Annotated in this window: 22 protein-coding genes and 1 riboswitch; of the genes, 13 read left to right on the top strand and 9 right to left on the bottom strand. The window is 66.6% G+C overall.

The annotated features are described in order from the left end of the window. Nucleotide 1 precedes the first annotated feature (1 nt). Both bcsC and bcsZ read left to right on the top strand, forming a co-directional pair. Complete coding sequence (gene bcsC, locus TEP_RS16510) at nt 2–3577, top strand: cellulose synthase complex outer membrane protein BcsC (protein ID WP_132825977.1); 3576 nt, start codon at nt 2–4, stop codon at nt 3575–3577. Then, nucleotides 3561–4694 (top strand): cellulose synthase complex periplasmic endoglucanase BcsZ, encoded by a 1134-nt coding sequence (gene bcsZ / locus TEP_RS16505; RefSeq protein WP_132825976.1) that lies wholly within the window; start codon nt 3561–3563, stop codon nt 4692–4694. Before bcsC ends, bcsZ begins: the two co-directional genes overlap by 17 nt. Before the next feature lie 33 nt (nt 4695–4727). Here bcsZ and TEP_RS16500 read toward each other — a convergent pair whose 3' ends face one another. The 3 genes from TEP_RS16500 to ettA all read right to left on the bottom strand — a co-directional run bounded on the left by TEP_RS16500 (nt 4728) and on the right by ettA (nt 8707). Next, nucleotides 4728–6044, bottom strand: a complete 1317-nt coding sequence (locus TEP_RS16500; RefSeq protein WP_132825975.1) for an NCS2 family permease — start codon at nt 6042–6044, stop codon at nt 4728–4730. 63 nt (nt 6045–6107) lie between these two features. Continuing rightward, nucleotides 6108–6797, bottom strand: a complete 690-nt coding sequence (locus TEP_RS16495; protein ID WP_093818867.1) for an outer membrane beta-barrel protein — start codon at nt 6795–6797, stop codon at nt 6108–6110. 245 nt (nt 6798–7042) lie between these two features. Then, nucleotides 7043–8707, bottom strand: a complete 1665-nt coding sequence (ettA, locus tag TEP_RS16490; protein ID WP_117309515.1) for an energy-dependent translational throttle protein EttA — start codon at nt 8705–8707, stop codon at nt 7043–7045. A gap of 252 nt (nt 8708–8959) precedes the next feature. Between ettA and TEP_RS16485 the strand changes: the two genes are divergently transcribed. The 6 genes from TEP_RS16485 to ribD all read left to right on the top strand — a co-directional run bounded on the left by TEP_RS16485 (nt 8960) and on the right by ribD (nt 13658). Continuing rightward, nucleotides 8960–9436 carry an RcnB family protein gene (locus tag TEP_RS16485; RefSeq protein WP_132825974.1) on the top strand — a complete coding sequence of 159 codons (477 nt, stop codon included), beginning with the start codon at nt 8960–8962 and terminating at the stop codon, nt 9434–9436. 185 nt (nt 9437–9621) lie between these two features. Next, nucleotides 9622–10875 carry a serine hydroxymethyltransferase gene (glyA, locus tag TEP_RS16480; RefSeq protein ID WP_132825973.1) on the top strand — a complete coding sequence of 418 codons (1254 nt, stop codon included), beginning with the start codon at nt 9622–9624 and terminating at the stop codon, nt 10873–10875. A 67-nt stretch (nt 10876–10942) separates the two neighbouring features. Further along, the gene (locus TEP_RS16475; protein ID WP_132825972.1) at nt 10943–11362 is read left to right on the top strand and encodes a hypothetical protein; all 420 of its coding nucleotides are present in this window, start codon (nt 10943–10945) and stop codon (nt 11360–11362) included. A 30-nt stretch (nt 11363–11392) separates the two neighbouring features. Further along, nucleotides 11393–11836, top strand: coding sequence for a hypothetical protein (locus TEP_RS16470; protein WP_025876656.1), 444 nt, complete (start codon nt 11393–11395; stop codon nt 11834–11836). Between the two features lie 94 nt (nt 11837–11930). Continuing rightward, complete coding sequence (nrdR, locus tag TEP_RS16465) at nt 11931–12452, top strand: transcriptional regulator NrdR (RefSeq protein WP_025876654.1); 522 nt, start codon at nt 11931–11933, stop codon at nt 12450–12452. Nucleotides 12453–12572: 120 nt separating this feature from the next. Beyond that, a complete protein-coding gene (ribD, locus tag TEP_RS16460; RefSeq protein WP_132825971.1) occupies nt 12573–13658 on the top strand; it encodes a bifunctional diaminohydroxyphosphoribosylaminopyrimidine deaminase/5-amino-6-(5-phosphoribosylamino)uracil reductase RibD in 1086 nt (361 codons plus the stop codon). A gap of 70 nt (nt 13659–13728) precedes the next feature. On the opposite strand, the gene TEP_RS16455 is transcribed toward ribD, so the two are convergent. The 3 genes from TEP_RS16455 to TEP_RS16445 form a co-directional block, all read right to left on the bottom strand. Next, entirely contained in the window at nt 13729–14370 is a 642-nt protein-coding gene (locus tag TEP_RS16455) for a hypothetical protein (RefSeq protein ID WP_132825970.1), read from the bottom strand. Then, nucleotides 14357–15238 carry a hypothetical protein gene (locus tag TEP_RS16450; protein ID WP_132825969.1) on the bottom strand — a complete coding sequence of 294 codons (882 nt, stop codon included), beginning with the start codon at nt 15236–15238 and terminating at the stop codon, nt 14357–14359. The genes TEP_RS16455 and TEP_RS16450 overlap by 14 nt, the downstream gene beginning before the upstream one ends. Nucleotides 15239–15387: 149 nt before the next feature. Beyond that, nucleotides 15388–16011, bottom strand: a complete 624-nt coding sequence (locus TEP_RS16445) for an outer membrane beta-barrel protein (RefSeq protein ID WP_132825968.1) — start codon at nt 16009–16011, stop codon at nt 15388–15390. A gap of 300 nt (nt 16012–16311) precedes the next feature. Continuing rightward, nucleotides 16312–16458: riboswitch (FMN riboswitch) on the top strand. A 77-nt stretch (nt 16459–16535) separates the two neighbouring features. Here TEP_RS16445 and TEP_RS16440 point away from each other — a divergent pair. From TEP_RS16440 to thiL, 5 genes are all read left to right on the top strand, one after another. After that, the gene (locus TEP_RS16440; RefSeq protein ID WP_132825967.1) at nt 16536–17162 is read left to right on the top strand and encodes a riboflavin synthase; all 627 of its coding nucleotides are present in this window, start codon (nt 16536–16538) and stop codon (nt 17160–17162) included. After that, nucleotides 17159–18259, top strand: coding sequence for a 3,4-dihydroxy-2-butanone-4-phosphate synthase (gene ribB, locus TEP_RS16435; RefSeq protein WP_132825966.1), 1101 nt, complete (start codon nt 17159–17161; stop codon nt 18257–18259). Before TEP_RS16440 ends, ribB begins: the two co-directional genes overlap by 4 nt. 165 nt (nt 18260–18424) lie before the next feature. Continuing rightward, a complete protein-coding gene (gene ribH, locus TEP_RS16430) occupies nt 18425–18892 on the top strand; it encodes a 6,7-dimethyl-8-ribityllumazine synthase (protein ID WP_025876639.1) in 468 nt (155 codons plus the stop codon). Beyond that, nucleotides 18889–19368 carry a transcription antitermination factor NusB gene (gene nusB, locus TEP_RS16425; protein WP_049469504.1) on the top strand — a complete coding sequence of 160 codons (480 nt, stop codon included), beginning with the start codon at nt 18889–18891 and terminating at the stop codon, nt 19366–19368. Before ribH ends, nusB begins: the two co-directional genes overlap by 4 nt. 120 nt (nt 19369–19488) lie before the next feature. After that, nucleotides 19489–20451, top strand: coding sequence for a thiamine-phosphate kinase (thiL, locus tag TEP_RS16420; RefSeq protein ID WP_051562411.1), 963 nt, complete (start codon nt 19489–19491; stop codon nt 20449–20451). A gap of 438 nt (nt 20452–20889) precedes the next feature. On the opposite strand, the gene TEP_RS16415 is transcribed toward thiL, so the two are convergent. The 3 genes from TEP_RS16415 to TEP_RS16405 all read right to left on the bottom strand — a co-directional run bounded on the left by TEP_RS16415 (nt 20890) and on the right by TEP_RS16405 (nt 23020). Continuing rightward, entirely contained in the window at nt 20890–21300 is a 411-nt protein-coding gene (locus TEP_RS16415) for a hypothetical protein (RefSeq protein WP_032978965.1), read from the bottom strand. A gap of 424 nt (nt 21301–21724) precedes the next feature. Then, nucleotides 21725–22447 (bottom strand): fimbria/pilus periplasmic chaperone, encoded by a 723-nt coding sequence (locus tag TEP_RS16410; protein WP_206140234.1) that lies wholly within the window; start codon nt 22445–22447, stop codon nt 21725–21727. A 57-nt stretch (nt 22448–22504) separates the two neighbouring features. Beyond that, nucleotides 22505–23020 carry a fimbrial protein gene (locus TEP_RS16405; protein WP_132825965.1) on the bottom strand — a complete coding sequence of 172 codons (516 nt, stop codon included), beginning with the start codon at nt 23018–23020 and terminating at the stop codon, nt 22505–22507. Nucleotides 23021–23494 lie beyond the last annotated feature (474 nt).

Below are 23494 nucleotides of genomic sequence, written 5' to 3'. Positions count from 1 at the left end.
GATGGTGCGTACGCCGCCGTCGCTGGTCGCCGCCTCCGGCCTGGTCCTGATCGGGCTGGCGGGCCCGTGCGCGGCGCAGGCGCTGCCAGCCACGCCCGGCGGCACTGTCGCCGAGCAGCGGCAATGGCTGCTGCAGCAGGTGCGCATCGGCGAGGCCAGCGGCCGTCAGGGGCTGATCGAAGATGCCCTGGCCCGGCTGCGCATGCTCGCACCGGACGACCGCAGCACCCTGGTGGCGATCCTGGAGGTGCAGCTGTCGCAGCAGAAGATGGAAGATGCCGATGCGACCCTGCAACGGTTGCGCCAGCTCGGCGCCGGCAGCCGCGAACTGGCCGCCGGTGAGCGCCTGTGGCGCGCCTATCGCGGCGACCTGCAGCAGGAACTGCAGCAGGCACGGCTGTTCGCCGCCGGTGGTCGCAGCGACGAAGCGTTGGCGATCTACCGCCGTCTGTTCAACGACGATCCACCGGGGCTGCAGCTGGGCCTGGAGTACTGGCGCCTGCGCGGCACGCAGGCCAGCGGGCGCGACGCCGCAATCCGCGAACTGACCGCGCTGGACCGCAGTTACCCCGGCAACACCACCCTGTTGCAGACACTGTCGCAGCTGTTGTTCGCAGCCGGGCGTGATGCCGATGCCCTGGCCGCGCTGCAGCGCATGGGGCGCAATCCGGAAGCGCGCGCGCTGGCGGCCGATGCCGAATGGGGCTACCTGCAGGACCAGCCTGCCGACGAGCGCAACGTGCGCCGCCTGCAGGAATTCATCACCCGCAACCCCACCTTCAGCGACATTGCGCTGGTGCGCGAACGCTATGCCGAACAGCACAAGCGGGTAAGCGATCCCTCCTGGCGCGCTGGCCTGCGTGGCCAGCAGCTGCTCGACGCCGGTCGCAATGCAGAGGCCGAGCGCGCATTCCTGCAATCGCTGCGCGGCTATCCGCGCGAAGCGGAGTTCCTCGGTGGGCTGGGCATGGCCCTGATGCGGCAGGGGCGCCGCGAGCAGGCCATCGCCTATTTCCAGCGTGCCGTGCAGGCCACACCCGCGGGTGATACCAGCGACAGATGGCGCGACCTGATCACCAGCACCCGCTATTGGCTGCTGCTGGACCAGGCCGACACCGCGCTGGCCGCTGCCAGGCTCGATGATGCTCAGGCACTGTATTCGCAGGCGCGCCGGCAGCAGCCGCGCGAGATAAACGCCATCCTCGGCCTGGTCGATGTCGCGGTGGCGCGTGGCGACGATGAAGCCGCCGAGCGGCAGCTGCAGGCCGCGCGGCGGATCGCCCCGCGCGATGCCAATGTGATCCGCAAGCTGGTGCAGCTGTATGGCCGTACCGACCCGCAGCGTCTGGAATCCTTCATCAACGCCTTGCCTGCAGCGCAGCGCACCCTGTACGCCGAAGACCTGCGCCAGCTGCGGATCAGCCGGCTGCGTGAGCGTCGCGAGCAGGCGTTGGCCGCTGGTGATGCCGATGCGGCCATCACGTTGGGGCGTGAGCTGCGCCGCGAACTGCCCGGCGATGCCTGGCTGGCGTATGCGCTGGGCAATGAACTGCGGGCGGCCGGCAAGCTGGACGAAGCAGATGCGGTGGTTGCCGATATGGCCGCGCGCAATGCCGGCATCGAAGCGCGTTACGCGCAGGCGCTGTACCTGTCCGGCTCCGATCGCCTGCCACAGGCGCTGGCCGTGCTGGAAGGCGTGCCGCGTGCGCAGTGGGACGATGACATGCGCGCCTTGTCAGAACGCCTGCAGCGCCAGCAGCTGATCGATCATCTGTGGGAACTGCGCGCGCAAGGCCGGGAAGCAGAAGCCATTGCCCTGCTGCAGCAACAGCCGCCCAGCGCGGACAACCAGCTGATCCTGGCCGAGTGGGCACGCCTGCGCGATGATCATGCACAGGCGCTGCACTACTACCAGCAGGTGCTGGCAGTGCAGCCGGACAATCTCGATGCGCAGCTGGGGCGGCTGCAGGCCTGGATCGGCACCGGCGACCTGGTCAGTGCCCGTCGGCAGATGCACGACGCGCCCCCCGTGGTGGCCGATGATGCGATCGGCCAGCAACGCCAGTTGGCGACCATCTGGACCGACCTGCATGAAGACGCCAAGGCGCTGCAGATCCTGCGCGCGCTGCTTGCCCGCAAGAGCGCACCGGACGCCCAGTCCTGGCGCGATGCGGCGCGTCTTGTACGGCGCGAAGATCCGCAGCAGGCGCTGGACATGTACGCACAGGCGATGGCCGACAATGGCCTGATCGCACCGTCGCAGGCGCAGCCACGTGACAACCGCGCGTTGACCCTGGCCAGCCGCGAAACCGCCGGCGACGACTGGTTGCGGCGCAGCCTGCGCAGCGACGTGGAAACCCTGTACCAGCAGGAAAATCCGACGCTGACCGTGATGCAGGATTCCGGCCGTCGCAGCGACGGCACGCCTGGCATCTCGAAACTTGCACGCGATACCCGCATCGCCCATCTTGATGCACCGTTCGCCGGTGGCCTGGGCTGGGCGCGCATTGAACAGGTGCATTTCGATGCAGGCCGTTTCCAGACCGACGCCGACGGCGCCTACAGCGACGATTTCGGCAGCTGCGACCTGGGCCTGCTGCAGGCCGACGGCACGCGGATGCAGGCGCCGGGCTGCACCCGCTACGTACACCAGCGGCGCAGTTCGGGTGCCGGCTTTGCCGTCGGCTGGCGAACCCTGGATGATCGCTGGAATTTTGATATCGGCCATTCGCCGTCCAACTACGTGGTGGGCAACTGGCTGGGCGGCGTCACTCTCAATGGTGACCTCGGCCGGCTGGGCTGGGGAGCGACCGTATCGCGGCGGCCGATGACCAATTCGCTGCTGTCGCAGGCTGGCGCGATCGATCCACGCAGCGGCATTGCCTGGGGCGGTGTCACCGCCAATGGCGTGACCGTCAGCCTCGGCTATGACGAAGGTGGACGCAACGGCGTGTGGTCGAACTGGAGCTGGCACCAGCTGACCGGCCACAACGTGGTGGACAACACCCGCGCGCGGGCGATGGTTGGCTGGTACCACAAGCTGATCCAACGCCCGGACATGCGCCTGGATGTGGGAACCACCGCGATGTACTGGCGTTACCAGAAGGACCTGGGCGGCTATTCGCTGGGGCAGGGCGGCTACTACAGCCCGCAGCGCTACGCGTCATTGAGCCTGCCGGTGGGCTTCGCCTGGCGCAACGACGACTGGTCGGTGCGCGTTGATGGTTCGGTCAGTGTCTCCAATGCACGCACCCGCTCGATCAGCCGCTTCCCCGATGAGGCCCTCATCCAGCGCGTCATCGCACAGCTGGAACCGCAGTACGGTCCGCTGCAACTGGACCCGGATGGCCTGTACACCACCGATGGCAGCAGTACCGGTACGGGCTATCGCCTGTATGCGGCGGTAGAGCGGCGCCTGGGTGATCACGTCGTGCTGGGGGCGGCCGGTACCCTGCAGCGCAGCCGCGATTTTTCGCCGAACACCTTCCAGCTGTACCTGCGCTATTCCTTCAGACCGTGGCAGGGAAACCTGCCCTTGCCCGTCTCTCCGCTGGTGCCGTATGGCGAATTCCGCTGACCTGCAACGCCGCCGTCTGCTGCAGGCGACAGTCCTGCTGCCGCTGCTGGGCAGCGCCGGTGTTGGCGCGGTCACCACAGCATCGCGCTGGCCGGCCTGGCAGGTGCTGCAGGACAGCAGCCTGAGCCGCGATGGGCGCATGATCGACCGCAGCCAGGACGATCAGCGCAGCACATCGGAGGGCCAGTCCTATGCACTGTTCTTCGCGCTGGTCGACAACGATCCTGCACTGTTCGACCGCATCCTGGCCTGGACGCAGGACAACCTCGCAGGCGGTGACATGGCCGCGCGCCTGCCAGGCTGGTTGTGGGGGCAGGGCAAGGAAGGCTGGCGCCTGCTGGACGACAATCCTGCATCCGATTCGGACCTGTGGCTCGCCTACGCACTGCTGGAAGCTGCGCGCCTGTGGCGCCGCCCCGCGCTGCAGGCCATCGCCGACGGCATGCTGGCACAGGTGCGCACACGTGAGATCGTGCAGATACCTACGCTGGGGCCGATGCTGCTGCCGGGGCCACAGGGATTCATCGAAGACGGCGCCACCCGGGTCAATCCAAGCTACCTGCCGTTGCCGTTGCTGCGCCGATTTGCAGCGGTTGATCGCAGCGGTCCCTGGCAGGCGCTGGCCGACAACACCGTGGCCCTGCTGCAGCAGACCAGCCCGCATGGGTTCGCGCCGGACTGGGCCGCGTGGAAGGATGGCAGCTTCATCGTCGATCCGGTGAAGGGGGCCGTGGGGGGGTACGACGCCATCCGCTGCTACACCTGGGCCGGCATGACCGCGCCGCGCGATCCCTTGTTCCGTCGCCAGCTCAGCGCGCTGTCCGGCCCGTTGCAGCGCCTGCGCAGCGGTGCGCCGATGTGGGAGAAGATCGACACGCGCACCGGCAAAGGGCAGGGCGAGGGCAATTATGGGTTCCGTGCCGCACTGCTGCCCTACCTGCTGGCGCAGGGGGAAAAATCCCGTGCTGCGGCGTTGCTGGAAAGCCTGCCCAGCGCCGAGCAGCAGCGCGCCGAGGAGCCCGCGTACTACTCGCAGATGCTCACCCTGTTTGGTCGCGGCTGGGCCGAAGGCCGCTGGCGTTTCGCTGCCGACGGACGCCTGCAGCCGCGCTGGTGATGCAACGGCCCGGCGATACCCTTCAACAGGTGATCACTCCAGCGCGTAACGCAGCACGAACAGCACCGCCACCAGCCACACCGCCGGGTGCACCTCGCGCCAGCGGCCGGTGCCGGCCTTCAGCGCGGCATAGGCAATGAACCCGAACGCCAGGCCGTTGGCGATGGAATAGGTGAACGGCATCGCCAGCGCACACAGCGCGGCGGGTACGGATTCGGTCAGGTCACTCCAGTCCACTTCCACCAGTTCGCGCAGCATCAGTCCGGCCACGAACAGCAGCGCCGGCGCAGTGGCATAGCCGGGCACCATCGCCGCCAGCGGCGAGAACAACAGCGCGGCCAGGAACAACGCAGCCACCACCAGTGCGGTCAAACCGGTACGGCCACCCACCTGCACACCCGAGGCGCTTTCGGCGAAGGCGGTGGTGCTGCTGGTGCCCAGCAGCGAGCCGGCCACAATCGCCGTGCTGTCGGCCAGCAGCGCGCGCCCGAACCGCTTCTGCGCGCCCGGCAGTTTCAGCAGGCCGGCACGGCCGACCACGCCATACAGCGTGCCGGTGGCATCGAACACTTCCACCAGCACGAACACCAGCACCACCTGCAGCAGCACGGCGATCGGCGCGCCGCCGTTGTGGTGCAGCAGGCCGGGCAGGTCCAGCTGCAGGAAGGTCGGCGCCAGGCTCGGCGGCAACGACACCAGCCCGTGGTACTGCAGATCGCCCAATGCCCAGCCGGCCGCGGTCACTGCCAGGATGCCGATCAGGATCGCACCGCGCACACGCCGCGCCTCCAGGATCGCGATCAGCAGGAAGCCGCCCAGTGCCAGCAGCGGCGGCGCGGTATTGAGCGGGCCCAGCGCGACCAGCGTGTCCTCGTTGCCGATGATCACGCCGGATTTCTGCAGCGCGATGATGGCCAGGAACAGGCCGATGCCGGCCACGATCGCCGACCGCAACGACGCCGGAATGCCCGACACCAGCCACGCGCGCACGCCGGTCAGCGACAGCACCAGGAACACCAGGCCGGAAATGAACACCGCTGCCAGCGCCTGCTGCCAGGGCAGGCCGGCAGCGCCAACCACGGTGAAGGCGAAGAACGCATTCAAGCCCATGCCCGGGGCCATGCCCACCGGGAAGTTGGCCGCCAGCGCCATCACCACCGAGCCCAGCGCCGCGGCCAGGCAGGTGGCCACGAACACCGCACCGGCGTCCATGCCGGTGGTGCCCAGGATCTCGGGATTGACGAAGACGATGTAGGACATCGTCAGGAAGGTGGTGACACCGGCCAGCAGTTCGGAGCGCACGGTGGTGCCGTGCTGCTGCAGCTGGAACAGGCGTTCGAACAGGGACATCGCAGATCTCTCGTACCTGCGCGCCCTGCCGCCCGAAGGACCGGCGGGTGCGTCGCCAGGCGGTTAGAAGTGGTAGTTCAACTTCAGCGTAACGCTGCTGTAGTTGGTATGGAAGCTGCGTCGCGCCGCAGCCGGGTAGTTGGGATCTTCCAGGTAAACCGGGCTGGAGCCCAGATGGGTGTAACGGTACTCCGCACCCGCCGAAAGCTGGTCGCTGAAGCGGTACAGCACGCCCGCGCCGACGTTCGCGCCGGTGGATACATGGGATGCGCGGGTTTCGAATTCGGCCACGCGGCAGCCGTTGGTGGCCTCCACCAGCGACTTGTCGCAGCCCAGCGAAAACTCCTGGCGGGCCACGCTCACACCCGCGCTGACGTACGGCAGCCACTGGCCCGCCGCATAGCCCAGCGTCAGGTTGACTGCGCCCGAACGGGTCACCGCATCCTTGCCGTAGTAAGGGCTGTACTGGTGGTTGTCGCGGTCCTTCCACTGCTGGGTGATGTTGCCGAAGGAAAGGGTGCCTTCGATCCCGGCAACCACATTGTTGTCGAACTGCCAGTTGCGGCCGGCCTGCAGCCCGCCAGCGAAGCCACGGATGCTTTTTTCAGAGGCATTGGCGTTGCTGCGGTCCTGGCTGTGGCCTTCGCCATGGCTGGCATGGGCACCCAGGTAGATGCCTTCCCAGTTCGCCGGCGCGGCCGCGGCAGTGCCCGACAGCAGCAGCGCTGCCGTGGTGGAGATCAGTGCTTTCATGGTGTTTTCCTACGAGGGGGATGAATCGGGTGCGTAGGAAAACCGAAGCGTTGGGCCGGGAACATACAACGAGTTGCAAAGTACGGAGGATGCCGTGTGCGACAAGGAATCAACACTGCTTTACACGGGCAACCTTCAGCCGGGTGGCGTTGAAGCGCGTCGCGAAGAGGCCAAAAGCGTCAACAAAAATCGATTGCGGCCCATGAAAGGCGAAAGGCCGCGCGAGCGCGGCCTTTCGTTCTTGCTTACTTCAGCGCCTTGAAGCGCAGGCGCTTCGGCGCAGCGTCGTCGCCCATGCGGCGGCGCTTGTCTTCCTCGTACTCGCGGTAGTTGCCCTGGAAGAACTCCACGTGCGAATCGCCTTCGAACGCCAGGATATGGGTCGCGATGCGATCCAGGAACCAGCGGTCATGCGAAATGACGAAGGTGTTGCCCGGGAACTCCAGCAGCGCATCTTCCAGCGCACGCAGGGTTTCGATGTCCAGGTCGTTGGACGGTTCGTCGAGCAGCAGCACGTTGCCACCCTGCAGCAGGGTCTTGGCCATGTGCAGGCGGCCACGCTCACCACCGGACAGCGAACCGACCATCTTCTGCTGGTCCTGGCCCTTGAAGTTGAAGCGGCCGATGTAGGCGCGCGACTGGATCTCGATGCCGTTGATGTTGAGGATGTCCAGGCCGCCCGCGATTTCCTGGAACACGCTGTGGTTGCCTTCCAGCGCGTCGCGGCTCTGGTCCACATAGGACAGCTGCACGGTCGGGCCGACCACGATCTCGCCGGTGTCCGGCTTTTCCTGGCCGGTGATCATCTTGAACAGGGTCGACTTACCGGCGCCGTTCGGGCCGATGATGCCGACGATGGCGCCCGAGGGCACCAGGAAGTTCAGGTTGTCGAACAGCAGGCGGTCGCCGAACTTCTTGGAGACGTTCTTGAATTCCATCACCGCCTGGCCCAGGCGCTCGCCCGGCGGGATGAAGATTTCATTGGTCTCGTTGCGCTTCTGGTAATCGACCGACTGCAGCTCTTCCAGGCGGGCCAGACGGGCCTTGCCCTTGGTGCGGCCGCCCTTGGCGTTCTGGCGCGACCACTCCAGTTCCTTCTGGATCGCCTTCTGGCGGGCCTTTTCCTGGTTGTCTTCCTGCTTCAGGCGCTCATCCTTCTGGGTCAGCCAGTCGGTGTAGTTGCCCTTCCACGGAATGCCGCGGCCACGGTCCAGTTCCAGGATCCACTCGGCGGCGTTGTCCAGGAAGTAGCGATCATGGGTGACCGCCACGACGGTGCCGGTGTAGCGCGCCAGGAACTGTTCCAGCCATTCCACCGACTCGGCGTCGAGGTGGTTGGTCGGTTCGTCGAGCAGCAGCATGTCCGGCTTCTGCAGCAGCAGGCGGCACAGCGCCACGCGGCGCTTTTCACCACCGGACAGCTTGCCGACGATGGCATCCCACGGCGGCAGGCGCAGCGCATCGGCGGCCACGTCCAGCTGGTTTTCCAGCGTGTGCGCATCACCGGCGGCGAGGATCGCCTCCAGGCGCTCCTGTTCCTTGGCCAGCGCGTCGAAATCGGCGCCTTCTTCGGCATAGGCGGCGTAGACCGCGTCCAGCGCAGCCTGTGCCTGCAGCACCTCGCCCACGCCTTCCTCCACCGCTTCACGCACGGTCTTGGTCGGGTCCAGTTCCGGTTCCTGTGCCAGGTAGCCGACCTTGATGCCCGGCTGCGGGCGGGCTTCGCCCTCGAAATCGGTGTCCACGCCGGCCATGATCTTCAGCACGGTGGACTTGCCGGCGCCGTTCAGGCCCAGCAGGCCGATCTTCGCGCCCGGGAAGAAGGACAGCGAGATGTCCTTGATGATCTGCCGCTTGGGCGGGACCACCTTGGACACGCGGTTCATGGTGTAGATGTATTGCGAGGACATGAGGTCTCCGTAGGCGCGACCCTGCGCCCGGTCCGTCACGGGGAACTTCCCGTTGCGGCAGCGGGCACAGACTGAATGGAATACCCCCAATTATAGCCGGAACCGCTTACGCCCCGCGCCGTCGGCGGTGCCCGGGGCTGGCCGAGGACTGAATGGGCCGTCACAGTCCCGCAGCGGGAAGCGTTTCCAGCCGGAAACCGTTCAGATCGAATGCGCAATATGGGCTCACCACCCACCCAGCAGAGGTCTCCCATGCACATCCATCGACTCATGGCCGGCGCCGTGGCCTCTGTACTGGCGCTGGGCGCCATCGCCCCGGCCTTCGCCGACAACGACCACCGTGGTCGCGACCACGACCGCCGTGAATGGCGCGAAGACCGCCGCGAGTGGCGCCACGACCGTCGCGACTGGGAACGCGACCGCCGCGAAGCGCGCCGTGACGACCGCCACGACCGCCGCTACGCCCATGGCTACTACCGCCCGGCACCGCCGCCGCCGCGCGTGGTCTACAGCCCGGGCTACCGGCCCGGCTATGGCTATGGCTGGCAGCGCGGCCACCGCTATCGCGATTACTACCGCGGCCCGATCTACGTGGTCAACGACTACCCGCGCTACCACCTGCGCCGCCCGCCGTACGGCCACCACTGGATCCGCGATGACCGCGGCAACATGCTGCTGGTGGCCGTGGCAACCGGCATCATCGCCGACTACATCATCAACAACCGTTGATGCAGCGCCGGGGTCGGATCCCTTTCCAACGGAAAGGGCTCTGACCCCCGCAACGCCATTCGAAACCATACGGGGCCGGATTCGTTCGTCGAATCCGGCCCCGGTCGTTTCGGCCCCAGCAGGCCGGGGCGGGGCTACAATCAAGGGCTGAGCCGCACCCCTTTCCCCGCCTGCTGGAGTAACCGATGTTCCCGCGTGACGTCCGCATCGAAACCTACGATCCCGAACTGGCCAAGGCCATCGCCGCCGAAACCCAGCGCCAGGAAGACCACGTCGAGCTGATCGCCAGCGAGAACTACACCAGCCCGGCGGTGATGGAAGCCCAGGGCAGCCAGCTGACCAACAAGTACGCCGAAGGCTACCCGGGCAAGCGCTACTACGGCGGCTGCGAATACGTGGACATCGCCGAACAGCTGGCGATCGACCGCCTCAAGCAGCTGTTCGATGCGGACTACGCCAACGTGCAGCCGCACAGCGGCTCGCAGGCCAACCAGGCCGTGTACTTCGCGCTGCTGCAGCCGGGCGACACCATCCTCGGCATGAGCCTGGCCCACGGCGGCCACCTCACCCACGGTGCCAAGGTCAACGCCTCGGGCAAGCTGTTCAACGCCGTGCAGTACGGCGTCAACGACCAGGGACTGATCGACTACGACGAAGTCGAGCGCCTGGCCCTGGAGCACAAGCCGAAGATGGTCGTGGCCGGCTTCTCGGCCTACTCGCAGGTGATCGACTGGGCGCGCTTCCGCGCCATCGCCGACAAGGTCGGCGCCTACCTGTTCGTCGACATGGCGCACGTCGCCGGCCTGGTTGCTGCTGGCGTCTACCCGAGCCCGCTGGAACATGCGCACGTGGTGACCTCGACCACCCACAAGACCCTGCGCGGCCCGCGCGGCGGCATCATCGTCGCCAAGGGCGCCGACGAAGACCTGGTCAAGAAGCTGCAGTCGATCGTGTTCCCGGGCATCCAGGGTGGCCCGCTGATGCACGTCATTGCCGGCAAGGCCGTGGCCTTCAAGGAAGCGCTGGAACCGGGCTTCAAGACCTACCAGCAGCAGGTGGTGAAGAACGCGCAGGCGATGGCCAGCACGCTCATCGCACGCGGCTACAAGATCGTCTCCGGCGGCACCCAGAACCACCTGATGCTGGTCGACATGATCGGCAAGGACGTGTCCGGCAAGGACGCGGAAGCTGCGCTGGGCAAGGCCCATATCACCGTCAACAAGAACTCGGTGCCGAACGACCCGCGTTCGCCGTTCGTGACCTCGGGCCTGCGCCTGGGCACCCCGGCGGTGACCACCCGCGGTTACCTGGAACAGGACTGCGTGGACCTGGCCAACTGGATCGCCGACGTGCTCGACGCCCCGGCCGATGAGGCCGTGATCGCCCGCGTGCGTGATGCGGTCAGCGCGCAGTGCCGCAAGTACCCGGTCTACGGTTGATCGGGCACTGGGGTCGGAGCCCTTCCCTGCGGGAAGGGTTCTGACCCCGGCACCGGAGTACCCGCGCATGGATGAGCGCCGCCCCAAGTATCTTTATGCAGCGTTGGCTGTGCTCTTCGGCCTGCCCAGCCTGGTAGGCGGTGGGGCCGCAGCGATGCTGCTGCTGTTGATGGGCCTGGGCCAGTTTGGTCACGGCACCCTGGCATCGGTGACGCTGATGCCGCTGTGGGGCCTGGCCGGCATTGCCGGCTGCCTGGCTTGGCTGTGGCTCAGTGCGGGTTACCTGATGCACGGACGTGCCGGTCTGCGGGTGCGGCCGGTCTGGTGGTGGATGTTGCTGGCCGGAGGTCTGGCCGCCTTGCCGCCGCTGGGGCTGGCGGCGTGGTGGAGCGTCACGGTCCACGCCGAAGGCTTCGGTCTGCTGCTGCTGGGGCCGTCGATGCTGGTCCCTGCCGGCATGCTGTTGTGGCTGCGAGCGCGCGCGTGAAGCGAGCGACCTGCAAAGAGATTCGAACGCATGGATGAGCGCCTGCACAAACGCCTGTATATCGCCCAATGCCTGCTGCTGGGGTTGCCTGCACTGGTGGCCGGTGGCGGCGTCGCCGGCTTCGGCATCTACACCTTCCTGACCCGCCACGGCCTGATGCGCGGCGACGAAGGTGCGGTGCTGTTGCTGTGGGCGCTGGCGGGTGTGATCGGCTTGCTGGCCTGGTTGTGGCTCAGCATCCGCTACCTGCGGCTAGGGCGCGATGGCCTGCGGCGCACCGCCCGTATTCCCTGGATCGGCTTGGCGCTGGGCGCCATGGCGGCGCTGGCGGTGATCGGCGTGGTGCTTTTCAGCTTGTTTGCCGGCAGCCCCTGGCAGGTACTGGGCTATCTGGTGCTGGGCGTGCCGCTGCTGGTGCCGGCTGCGCATCTGGTGTGGTTGCGTCGCGCTCCGGGCCTTGCTGGACAAGGCTGATTGCCGCCTGCATTTGCTGCAAAACCCCTTCTCAGGTACCGTTGCGACGCTACCACGACCGTGGCAGCAGGTATTTCCCTGAGCCAGGCGTTCAATGCATTGCCCCTTCTGCCAGCATGCCGATACACGGGTCATCGACTCGCGCGTCTCCGAAGACGGCGCGACGATTCGCCGTCGGCGTGAGTGCGAGGCGTGCAACGAACGCTTCAGTACGCTGGAAACCGTTGAACTGAAGCTGCCGGCCATCGTCAAGAGCGATGGCACCCGTGAAGCCTTCGATGCCCGCAAGGTCCGCGCCGGCTTTGACCGCGCGCTGCAGAAGCGTGCGGTGCCGGAAGAGAAGATTGAAGCGGCGGTGCGCGCAGTGGTGCATCAGCTGCGCATCAGCGGCGAACGCGAAGTGCCGTCGATCAAAGTCGGCGAGTTCGTGATGAACGAACTGCGCAAGCTTGACCATGTCGGTTATGTGCGTTTCGCTTCGGTCTATCGCAGCTTTGAGGACGTGGCCGATTTCCGCGAGGAAATCGAGAAGCTCGAACGCGACCTGCCTTCCAGCACCGAGCAACTGCAGCTGCTGGGCGATGTGATTGCCCTCACCAAGAAAAAGAAGGGCTGACGGCCTCTGCTTCGGTAGCTGCCAACCTTGGTTGGCACGCATGTCCCCATCCATTGGTGGGTGCCAACCGTTGGTTGGCACGATGGCATGGATCTCCACCTACGGCGTTACCATGGCGGCATGAGCACATCGTTCACCGTCCTTGACCACCTGCACATGGCTGCCGCATTGCGGCTTGCCGAGCGCGGTGCCTATACCACCCGTCCCAATCCGATGGTCGGCTGTGTGATCGCCCATGGCGAGCGCGTGGTCGGGCAGGGTTGGCACCAGCGCGCTGGCGGCCCGCATGCCGAAGTGTTCGCCCTGCGCGAAGCCGGCAGCGACGCGCGTGGTGCCACCGCCTACGTCACCCTGGAACCCTGCGCGCATTACGGCCGTACGCCGCCGTGCGCACTGGCGCTGATTGAAGCCGGCGTGTCGCGCGTGGTCGCGGCAATGCGCGACCCCTTCCCGAAGGTCGATGGCGGTGGCTTCAACCTGCTGCGCGATGCCGGCATCGAGGTCGCCGAGGGCTTGATGGCGGCGCAGGCGCGCGAACTCAACAAGGGCTTCCTGTCGCGCGTGGAGCGTGGTCGTCCGTGGCTGCGGGTGAAACTGGCCGCCAGCCTCGATGGCCGCACCGCAATGGCCGACGGCAGCTCGAAGTGGATCACCGGCCCCGCCGCTCGCGAGGATGTGCAGCACTGGCGCGCGCGCGCTGGCGCGATCCTCACCGGCGCCGACACCGTGATCGCCGACGACCCGATGCTGACCGTGCGCCTGGCTGACACTGAAGTGATGCCGCCACTGCGCGTCGTCCTCGATTCACGCCTGCGGTCGCTGGAATGCAGTCGCGTGCGCGTGGGTGGGGCGCCCACGCTGTACCTGCACGATGCAATGATCAGCCCGCCCGACGCCGCCGACGCGGCCTTTGCCAGCGTCGCCGTCCGCCACGGTCGCCTTGATCTGGGCGCGGTGTTGGCACTCCTCGCCGAGCGCGGCATCAACGAAGTGCACACCGAAGCCGGTGCAACCCTGGCTGGCGCTCTGGTGCGTGGTGGCTGGGCGGACGAACTGCTGATGTACCAGGCGCCAACACTGCTGGGCGACAGCGGTCGCCCGTTGCTGGCCGACCTCGGCATCGACGTGATGGATCAGCAGCGCCGTCTGCGCGTGATCGACCAGCGCCAAGTGGGCGAAGACCTGCGCCTGCTGCTGCGGCCATGAAAAAAGAGACGGAGGGGGTCAAGTCGTTTGTGGCAAGAACGACTTGATCTCTTCCGTCCCCTTTCCAAGTTCAACGATCCTCGCCAGGCGGGTGCTCGTTCCACTCGAAGAACGGCAGGAACGCATCGGCCAGTTCGCCCATCAGCGGGGCGGGGTTCTGTACGCGCCAAGCGCCACCGTCATGATCGCGCTCGAAGGACACGGTGATGATCCTCTCCCGGTCCGGTGCCGTCGCGATCATCTGCGTATACGCCGTAGCCAGTTCGCTCGCCATCTGCGGCGGATGTGGTCCGTTGAATGGCACCGGGTGCTGCCGATAGAGGGGCAGCAGGGCCGTCAGGTCCGGCAGGTGGCAACGGTAGTCAACATCGGCGATGTCTACCTGCGGATGATGCACGCTGCCGACACTGCAACGCACCGATGTCTGGCGCCTGCGCAGGGCCGCGGCGGCCTGCGGCCAATCGGCCATTTCAGGCGCCTGCTCCAGGTGGCTTGCGCTCGCCAGCGCCGCCGCGATCGCCGGGCCATTGCCTGTGCCCAGATAGCGGCCCAGCTCGGCCTGGGCGGCGGTATCGCCGTGCACGATCACCTGTGCGTACAGCTCGAACACGTGTCCGGGCGTCGGCACAGGCGGCGCCGCCAGTACCGCAACCGGGGCCAGCAATGCAGCCAGCCCCAGTCGCTTCAGCGCAGTGAACTCACGCGCACGCATCGGTCCACATCATCTCGGCCATCGGACGCAGTGCCTTGCACTCCTGCGTCATTTCCTCGGTCGACATCACCTGCGTCTTGGCTTTCAACTCTTCGGTCATCGCATCCACACCGCTGATCTGGTCCGGTGCGATCTTCGCCACGCAGCTGCGGTGCTGCTGCAGCAGCAGATCGCAGGCCGGCACGCCGGTCACCTTCGGTGCCTTGGCCGCTTCAGCGTCCTGCATCCAGCCATCGAACGGCGCCAGCGCATCCAGCACCGGGCCCACCAGATCGTCGAAGTTGCTGCTGTACCAGTAGCCCTTGTCCTTGGCGGTGTACAAGGTGAGGGTGCCGGTCACGGCCTTGCGCGGGCCACTCTGCAGGGCCTGGGTGTAGGCCTCGGTGAAGCGCGCGCGCGGAGCCTTGTCCTCACCCGTCAGGCTGGCCAGGAACAACGGCTGCACGCTGCCCAGGTCGGCCAGCTGGCAGCTGAAATCGACCTTGGCGATCTTCTGGTCGTCCACGAATTCGTTGTCTTCCACCTTGCTGCGCGTGGCACGGCACTGCGAGGCCTTCAGCGCCTTGGTGTACATCGCTTCCGCCGCTGCGGGATCACCCTTCACTCCAGCCACGGCCAGCACCGTCTGCCACGGCTCGGCCAGCGCCTGGGCCATCATGCCCGGCACCGGCGTGACCGAATCCTGGCCGTCGAAGGCCGGCTTCAATGCATCGTTGAGTGTGCGCGTGGCGGCGGCATCGTCTTCCAGCAATGCGCGTGCGTAAAGATCGAAGGTCTGTTCGGGCGTCAGCTGCGCCGGGGCGGCCGCGGCGAACAAGGGGGCGCACAGCAGTGCGGTGGCCAGCAGGCCGCGGATCGGGGTCTTCATGACGGTGTTCCTGTTCCAGAGGGCGGCAAGCCTAGCGCAATTGTCATTGCATTCGATGGCGCGCCGCAGCCAAGCGTATTGCGCGCGATGGCCAACAAAAAACGGGCCCCTTGCGGGACCCGTTCGATCGCACGACGAGGATCGGGCAATCAGAAGCTGGCGCGCACGCCGGCCGAGTACTGGGTGACGTCGCGGTAGCCGGAGATCTCGCCCACCAGACCCCAGGTACGGGTGAAGTTGATCTGACCACCGAGGGTGCCGACCCAGGTGCCCTTGAACTCGTTGCCACCGTCCATGTAACCGGCCTTGATCCAGGCTTCGGTCATGCGCGAAGGCTTGCCACGCAGGCCCATGGTGGCGCGCACCAGGTTGGTGTGGTCCTTAACGCTGAAGCGGCCGTAGTCCACGTCCTTGACGGTGATTTCGGCCTGCTGGCGGACCCAGGCGATGTCGGCGGTGTAGTCGACGCGGTCGCTGAAGGGCATGTGGTAACCGATGCCCAGCTCCGGCTGGTTCAGCTTCAGCTTCATCGAGCCGTAGTCGTAGTCGTACGACTTGCTGCCGTAGTTCCAGCCGCCGAACACGTGCACCTGCTCGGCCAGCGCGATCGAACCGCGCACGTAGCCACCATCCACCTTCGGGTCGTTGAACACGTCGTCGTCGGTCTTGACCTGGGTCCAGCCGCCTTCGACGTAGGTGTAGCTCAGGGCGTCGGCGGAGGCCGAGAACGGGGCAGCGGCCAGCAGGGCGGCCACGATCAGGATCTTGCGCATGGGAATTCCTGTGAATTTCAGTCCATTGGCGGCCCACCTGTGCGGCAGTCCGTGGCGACCTCATGTCGTCCGACCGCCGATTTTAATGAAAGTTTTACGAAAGGCTAGCGACGGCCGTCACAGGCCTGGGCGCACCTGGGTGGGGTCGGATCCGTTTCCCCTCGGGAAACGGCTCTGACCCCATGGCCCCTGTAACGAACCGGGGTCAGAGCCCTTTCCTGCGGAAAGGGATCCGACCCCGGGCATCCGGCCCCGTTCAGCCCGGGCTGTTACACTTGGCGGGCCGGTTCGCCGGTACACAAACGTCTTCAGGGCGGGGTGCAATTCCCCACCGGCGGTAGGTGCGCAAGCACGAGCCCGCGAGCGCCCCGGCCTTACCGTCGGGGGTCAGCAGATCCGGTCCAATGCCGGAGCCGACGGTCATAGTCCGGATGAAAGAAGACGGTGCCACAGGGCCTTTGCGGCCCTGCGCCCGCCTGTTTGCCTTGCGGCGTTTTTCGCTCACTTTTCGCGGAGAACGTTACTTGTTTACTGGAATCATCGAAGGCGTCGGCCGTCTGGCCGCACGCGAATCCATCGGCGGCGATGTCCGCTTCACCTTCAATGTCGGCAACCTGCCGTTCGACCACGTGCAGATGGGCGAGAGCATCGCCATCAACGGCGTCTGCCTCACCGTCATCGCGTTCGACGCCGGCAGCTTCCAGGCCGATGCGTCCACCGAGACCCTGGGCCTGACCACGCTCGGCCAACTGGTCGAAGGTGCGGTCATCAACCTCGAACGTGCCATGCGCCCGACCGACCGCCTTGGCGGCCATCTGGTCAGCGGCCACGTCGACGGCCTCGGCCAGGTCCTGTCCATCCATGAAGATGCGCGTGCCCAGCGCTGGCGTTTCGCCGCGCCGGCCTCCCTGCGCCGCTACATCGCCAAGAAGGGCTCGATCTGCGTGGACGGCGTCAGCCTCACCGTCAACGAAGTGGATGACGAAGGCTTTGAAGTGGCGCTGATCCCGCACACCGTGGCCAATACCGCGTTCTCCGCCACCGGCGTAGGCAGCGCGGTCAACCTGGAAATCGATCTGGTCGCTCGTTACGTGGAGCGGCTGATCAGTGTGCCGGCCAACGGTCGGCACCCACAGGGAGATGTCGCATGAATTTCGCCCCGATTCCGGACATCCTGGAAGACATCCGCCTGGGCCGCATGGTGGTCATCGTCGATGACGAAGACCGCGAGAACGAAGGCGACCTGATCATGGCCGCCGAGCTGGTCAAACCGTCGGACATCAACTTCATGGTCACCCACGGCCGTGGCCTGGTGTGCCTGCCGCTGACCCGCACCCGAGCCGCCGATCTCGGCCTGGCGCCGATGGTGCAGGCCAATACCGCCCAGTTCCAGACCAACTTCACGGTCAGCATCGAGGCTGCCGAGGGCGTTACCACCGGCATCTCGGCGCATGACCGCGCGCACACCATCCGCACCGCGGTGAAGCCCAATGCCAAGCCGTCGGACCTGCACCAGCCGGGCCACATCTTCCCGCTGATCGCCCAGCCCGGTGGCGTGCTGACCCGCGCCGGCCACACCGAAGCCGGCGTCGATCTGGCCATGCTGGCCGGGCTGGAACCGGCCGGCGTGCTGGTGGAGATCCTCAACCCGGACGGCAGCATGGCGCGCCGCCCGGAGCTGGAAGTGTTCGCCCGCGAGCACGGCCTGAAGATGGGCTCCATCGCCGACCTGATCGCCTATCGCCTGGCCACCGAAAAGACCGTCGAGCGCGTGGACGAGCGTGATATCGACACCGAGTTCGGCCCATTCAAGCTGGTCACCTACCGCGACCGCATCGCCCACGACCTGCATTTCGCCCTGGTCCGCGGCACCCCGGATGCCGACACGCCCACCCTGGTGCGCGTGCAGGTGGAAAACCCGCTGGCCGACCTGCTGCACTGGCGCCGCGATGACTTCGGCGTGGCGGCCACCGATGCCCTGCGCGCGATCGCCGCCGAAGGCAGTGGCGTGATGGTGGTGCTGTCGGCCCCGCGCGACGGCGAAGCGCTGTTGGCCCGCCTGCGCCAGCAGCCGGCGCCGGTGGTGCCGGGCAAGGACAAGGACGTGGGCCAGTGGCGACGCAATGGTGCCGGTGCGCAGATCCTGTCCGACCTGGGCCTGGGCAAGCTGCGCGTGCTGGGCACGCCCCGCCGCCAGGTCGGCCTGGCCGGCTATGGCCTGGAAGTGGTGGAGACGGTCACCCCGTAACCCGCTCGGTGTNCCGACCAACGGTCGGCACCCACCATAGGTGCCGACCATGCCCTTCCTCTGGTGGGTGCCGACCGTTGGTCGGTACACCCTGCAGGCCCCCGCCAGCCACGGCCGGGGCCCATCCACGGTAGAATTACCCCTTAATCGAATCCCAAGCCGCATATGAGCCACTACGAAGGCGATCTTCGCACTCCCGAATCGGCGCGCTTCGCCATCCTGGCCAGCCGCTGGAACGCCCGCATCACCGATGTGCTGGTTGCTGGCGCCCGCCAGAGCCTGGCCGGCAACGGCATTGCCGAAGCCAACATCGACGTGATCCGTGTGCCGGGTGCCTGGGAGCTGCCGCTGGTTGCCGCGCGCCTGGCCGCCGCCCATGAACACGCCGCCATCCTCACCCTGGGCTGCGTGATCCGAGGCGACACCCGCCACTACGAACACGTGGCCGACCGCTGTGCCGAAGGCCTGATGCGCGTGCAGCTGGACTTCGGCGTGCCGGTGCTGAACGGCGTGCTGGCCGTGGAACGCGTGGAAGATGCCGAGGCCCGCGCAGGCGGCAGCCACGGCAACAAGGGCGAGGAAGTCGCACTCGCCGCATTGGAAATGGTCAACCTTCTGGAGCAGCTGCCATGAACAAGAACACCCAGGGCAAGCCCTCCGGTAAACCCGTCCGCCGCGATGGCATCGATCCGGTGCTGCGCTCGCGCGCGCGCCGTCGTGCCGTGCAGGCCATCTATGCCTGGCAGATCTCCGGCGGCAACGGCCAGTCGCTGATCGCCCAGTTCGCCCACGAACAGGCCCGCGAAATCGCCGACCTGGCCTACTTCGAAGCGCTGGTGCATGGCGTGCTCGACAACCGTCGCGACATCGACGAAGCCTTCGGCCCGTACCTTGACCGCAGCATCGACGAAGTGGACGCGATTGAACGCGCCGTGCTGCGCCTGGCCGGTTACGAACTGCGTTACCGCCTGGACGTGCCGTACCGCGTGGTCATCAACGAAGCCATCGAATCGGCCAAGCGTTTCGGTTCCGAACATGGCCACACCTACGTCAACGGCGTGCTGGATCGTGCCGCCGTGGAATGGCGCAAGGTCGAATCGGGTCACTGACCCACCTGTGGTAATGCCGGCCGCTGGCCGGCAACTGCGGGGATTCTGAGGTTGCCGGCCTGCGGCCGGCACTACCGCCCACCGCGCACTGCGCGGCACGTACAAACGCGGGAGCGCCCCATGTCCCTGGCCGAATTCGCCCTCATCGACCGCATCCGCGCCCGCACCGTCGAGCGCGACGACATCGTGCTCGGCATCGGCGATGACGCCGCGCTGCTGCAGCCGCGCCCGAACGAGCAGCTGGTGGTCACCGCCGACACGCTCAACAGCGGCGTGCATTTCCCGGCCGAGACCCCGGCGTTCGACATCGGCTGGAAGACGCTGGCCGTCAACCTGTCCGACCTAGCGGCGATGGGCGCGCGTCCGGCCTGGTGCACGCTGGCGCTGTCGCTGCCCGAGGCCAGCGAAGACTGGATCGATGCCTTCGCCGATGGCTTTTTCGCCCTGGCCGACCAGCACGACATCGCCCTGATCGGCGGTGACACCACGCGTGGCCCGCTGTCGCTGTCGGTTACCGCGATGGGCCAGGTATCCCGCGGCCAGGCGCTGCGTCGTGATCGCGCACAGATTGGCGATGACATCTGGGTCAGCGGCACGCTGGGCGATGCCGCCGGTGCGCTGCGGCTGTGGCAGCAGGGCGCATTGAACGTCACCGCCGCCACCCTGCTGGCCGACTACGAAACCCTGCGCCTGCGTCTGTTGCGTCCTACCCCGCGCGTCACCCTGGGCCTGCGCCTGCGTGCCTTCGCGCATGCCGCCGTGGACATCTCCGATGGCCTGCTGGCCGACCTGGGCCACATCGCTGCACGCAGTGGTGTGCGCGCTGAAGTCGACGCCGATGCATTGCCGATGTCGTCGGCACTGCGCGAACTGCTCGGCCGCGATGGCGCCCGTGATTGCGCGCTGCACGGCGGCGACGATTACGAACTGTGCTTCACCGCCGCCGCCGACCAGCGCGATGCGCTGCACTACGTCGCCGAATCGCTGGACGTGCCGATCACCCGCATCGGCCGCATCATGGAAGGGCAGGGCGTGCACACCGAAGGCCACGACGGCCCGAGCGGATACGAGCATTTCGCCTGACACAGGAGAACGCCGGGCATGGCCCGGCGCTACCGTGTTGCTCTGGTAGGTGCCAACCTTGGTTGGCACGGATGTGTCAGGCCTTCGCGCCGACGCTGTGNCGACCAAGGTCGACACCTACCAGGACGCCGGGCATGGCCCGACGCTACCGTGTTGCTCTGGTAGGTGCCAACCTTGGTTGGCACGGATGTGTCAGGCCTTCGTGCCGACGCTGCGTCGACCAAGGTCGACGCCTACCAGAACGCCGGGCATGGCCCGGCGCTACCGTGTTGTCCTGGTGGGTGCCAACCTTGGTTGGCACGGATGTGTCAGGCCTTCGCGCCGACGCTGTGTCGACCGAGGTCGACACCTACCAGAACGCCGGGCATGGCCCGGCGCTACCGCGTTGCTCTGGTAGGTGCCAACCAAGGGCAGGGCCGGCGCGCGCAGCAGCCCTGCTTACGCCACCCGCAACTGCACATCCACATACTCGGCCAGCCCACGGCAGGCCAGCAGCAAGCCTTCGCGCACATCATCGCCCACCTGCTGGTCCGCATCGCCGTCCACGCGCACGCGTTCGATGGCGTGCAGCAGTTCCAGCAGCAAGGTGAGCCCGGCATTGGCGCGGTCGATGCGTGCCATCGCGAAGCCAAAGCACTGCTTGCGTCCTTTGTCCGGCCACGGCTGGCCGTCAGCAGCGTCCACGTGGCGGATGCGCTGCAGGCAGCCGAGCAGGGTGATGCCTTCATCGGCGTGGGCGCGCATCGTGCTGCCCAACGTGGTTTCCAGTGCTTTGGCCAGATCGTCTGGCAGGCGTTCGACGGCGTCGCCCAATGTGGCGAACAGATAGGGATAGAGCGAAGAAGTCATGGCGGCGTCCTTGAGTGCGAAGCAAGGGGCCGCCCTCGCACTGGACGAGGGCGGCGGACAGTGCGTGGTTGCAATACCGGTGGCAACTCTGCGAAACGCCGGCGGGCACGAGGCCCCCACGCACCGCCCGCCATAGGGCACGGACGGATTGCCTGCCGACGCCGCCCAACAAGGAAAGAGCGACGCCGACAGGCAAGCGTAAACAACAAAGTTGCCAAACGGGATTGCAAGCCCGTGCCACCCGTTGTCGGTGGCGCGCCATGATGTGCACGCAGGTGCTGCTATACCAATCAGAAAAGTTTCAATTTCGAAAACGTTGCAGATGCGTGTCGCATGCGCTGTGCTGAGCCAGGCGCACATGCGCGCGCCAGTTGCGACATTTCCTGCATGGCAGATGTCGAACCGAACGCTTGCCCGGCTGCATTCAACGCGCGACGGCGGCCTCGGCATCACGCGGCGTGCCGTAATCGTCCAGCCACTGGAACGTCACCGACGACGGCATCGCCGCACCGCTCGGCAGCGGCAGCCGCACCTCGGCCCCGGGCGCGATCATGTCCGCCTCTACCTTGCGGCCGTCGGGCAGCGTCAACGTACTTATGGTCACGTGGTAGGCGCTGGGGTTGCTCACCTGCAGAGCACCGCCCTGTGCACGCCACTGCAACTGGCCTGCGGCATCACGCGCGTTGCCGGGCAGTCCGGCAGGGCGATGGAACAGCTTCACCCGCGTACGCACCGCGAACTGCAGCAGGTTCTTGCCGGCGGCATCGGCGGGCTTGGGGGGAATGTCCAGCAGGTTGAAATAGAACACCGATTCGCGGTCGGTGGGCAGCGGCGCTTCCGACGGTCGCGGTGCGTAGGTCACGCGGTACGCTTGGCCCTGGTGCGCCTGCAGCAGGCGCGGGTCGGCCGGCGTCAAGCGGAACGGGGTGCGCACGTTCTCTGGCCGCGCATGGCTGTCGCCGTCGTCAATCCAGACCTGCACCATGGCCGCCTGATCGCCACCGTTGGTGGCGCGCACGGTGACGTCGCGGCCCTGCGCGGCGTCATGCACGATGCGCGTGCCCTGCAGCGTCACCGCTGCCGATGCAGGCAGCGCCAATGCGCCAGCCAGCAGCGCGGTCATCCACGTCATTGCACGAATCTTCATCGTCATTCCTCATCGGGTGGGAAGTGCCGGCCCGCTGACGGACCGGCACAGCAGTGCTCAGTCGTACAGCACGACGAAATCGCCAGAGGCGTTGGCGGAACCGGCAGTGGCGTTGCGGCCCGGCGACGAATACCAGGCGCTGTAGTCCAGCTGGCCCGAACCGGCGGCCGGAATGTCGACCCACTGCAGCGGGTCTTCGCCCAGCTTCTGCTGGTTGCCACCGGCGTCATACAGCGCAACGCCCACATTGGTTGCAGTAGACGCCGCATCCAGTGCCAGGTTGCCGGTGCTGCCATCGGGGGTGCCGCCGAAGCGCACGCCCACCTTCTGGGCTGCACCGGAACCGGTGCAGTCCAGAAGGATGCTGAAGTTCTTCATGCCGGCGCGGTCGGTGGCATTGACCGACGCCACATCCACCTTGCCCATCGGCACGGTGACGGTGCCGCCGGTGGCATCGACCGAGCAGGTGCTTGTCACCAGCTCTCCGGTGATCTCCAGCCTTTCGGCAGACGCGGCGGGAGACAGGGCCAGCGCGAGCGCGCCGGCAGCGATCAGGTTGAATCGGTTCGACATTGCAATGTCCTTGGTTGGGGAAACAGTGGATCCGCATGGGGCGAGCCAGCAGAGGCGCACAGTGTTCCCAGCCAGGCACGGTGTGAACATGCAATTAGTTGCAAGTTGCTTGCATGGAAGGTTGTTTCATGCTTGCGGTAAAGCGCACAGTCATGGAGCGACATCGTGTACTGCCACACGCCGTTGCACTCCCGCAGGGCTGTAATGCAACGCATTCCATTGACAGGCTTGATACGACAAAAAAGGCCTGAACCGACTCGAAACAGGTGCCTCAGCGCATCCCGCGTCCTTTCGTTCGGTCATGTCGCTTTGCAACAAATTGCATGGGAAGGCGAGAGGGCGCTGTCTACGATGCGCCCCACATTGACTACGAGCGATGTCGGCTTCGGCCTCATCGAATGACGTCCGCCATGAACAAGCACGCCGTTCCTTCCCGTATGCCCGCCACGCCGGTAAGCCGTCCGTTGGGGCTGG

Origin of the sequence: Stenotrophomonas sp. TEPEL, from assembly GCF_004348785.1 — a bacterium.
In the GTDB taxonomy this organism is placed as follows: Bacteria; Pseudomonadota; Gammaproteobacteria; order Xanthomonadales; family Xanthomonadaceae; genus Stenotrophomonas; species Stenotrophomonas indicatrix.
Note: the sequence above shows the minus strand (reverse complement) of the source record. Positions and strands in the feature narration are given on the sequence as shown.

Excerpts from the sequence above, each read along its gene's own strand:
- bcsC (WP_132825977.1), top strand. The coding sequence starts at position 2 with ATGGTGCGTACGCCGCCGTCGCTGGTCGCCGCCTCCGGCCTGGTCCTG.
- bcsZ (WP_132825976.1), top strand. The coding sequence starts at position 3,561 with ATGGCGAATTCCGCTGACCTGCAACGCCGCCGTCTGCTGCAGGCGACA.
- TEP_RS16500 (WP_132825975.1), bottom strand. The coding sequence starts at position 6,044 with ATGTCCCTGTTCGAACGCCTGTTCCAGCTGCAGCAGCACGGCACCACC.
- TEP_RS16495 (WP_093818867.1), bottom strand. The coding sequence starts at position 6,797 with ATGAAAGCACTGATCTCCACCACGGCAGCGCTGCTGCTGTCGGGCACT.
- ettA (WP_117309515.1), bottom strand. The coding sequence starts at position 8,707 with ATGTCCTCGCAATACATCTACACCATGAACCGCGTGTCCAAGGTGGTC.
- TEP_RS16485 (WP_132825974.1), top strand. The coding sequence starts at position 8,960 with ATGCACATCCATCGACTCATGGCCGGCGCCGTGGCCTCTGTACTGGCG.
- glyA (WP_132825973.1), top strand. The coding sequence starts at position 9,622 with ATGTTCCCGCGTGACGTCCGCATCGAAACCTACGATCCCGAACTGGCC.
- TEP_RS16475 (WP_132825972.1), top strand. The coding sequence starts at position 10,943 with ATGGATGAGCGCCGCCCCAAGTATCTTTATGCAGCGTTGGCTGTGCTC.
- TEP_RS16470 (WP_025876656.1), top strand. The coding sequence starts at position 11,393 with ATGGATGAGCGCCTGCACAAACGCCTGTATATCGCCCAATGCCTGCTG.
- nrdR (WP_025876654.1), top strand. The coding sequence starts at position 11,931 with ATGCATTGCCCCTTCTGCCAGCATGCCGATACACGGGTCATCGACTCG.
- ribD (WP_132825971.1), top strand. The coding sequence starts at position 12,573 with ATGAGCACATCGTTCACCGTCCTTGACCACCTGCACATGGCTGCCGCA.
- TEP_RS16455 (WP_132825970.1), bottom strand. The coding sequence starts at position 14,370 with ATGCGTGCGCGTGAGTTCACTGCGCTGAAGCGACTGGGGCTGGCTGCA.
- TEP_RS16450 (WP_132825969.1), bottom strand. The coding sequence starts at position 15,238 with ATGAAGACCCCGATCCGCGGCCTGCTGGCCACCGCACTGCTGTGCGCC.
- TEP_RS16445 (WP_132825968.1), bottom strand. The coding sequence starts at position 16,011 with ATGCGCAAGATCCTGATCGTGGCCGCCCTGCTGGCCGCTGCCCCGTTC.
- ribB (WP_132825966.1), top strand. The coding sequence starts at position 17,159 with ATGAATTTCGCCCCGATTCCGGACATCCTGGAAGACATCCGCCTGGGC.
- ribH (WP_025876639.1), top strand. The coding sequence starts at position 18,425 with ATGAGCCACTACGAAGGCGATCTTCGCACTCCCGAATCGGCGCGCTTC.
- nusB (WP_049469504.1), top strand. The coding sequence starts at position 18,889 with ATGAACAAGAACACCCAGGGCAAGCCCTCCGGTAAACCCGTCCGCCGC.
- thiL (WP_051562411.1), top strand. The coding sequence starts at position 19,489 with ATGTCCCTGGCCGAATTCGCCCTCATCGACCGCATCCGCGCCCGCACC.
- TEP_RS16415 (WP_032978965.1), bottom strand. The coding sequence starts at position 21,300 with ATGACTTCTTCGCTCTATCCCTATCTGTTCGCCACATTGGGCGACGCC.
- TEP_RS16410 (WP_206140234.1), bottom strand. The coding sequence starts at position 22,447 with ATGAAGATTCGTGCAATGACGTGGATGACCGCGCTGCTGGCTGGCGCA.
- TEP_RS16405 (WP_132825965.1), bottom strand. The coding sequence starts at position 23,020 with ATGTCGAACCGATTCAACCTGATCGCTGCCGGCGCGCTCGCGCTGGCC.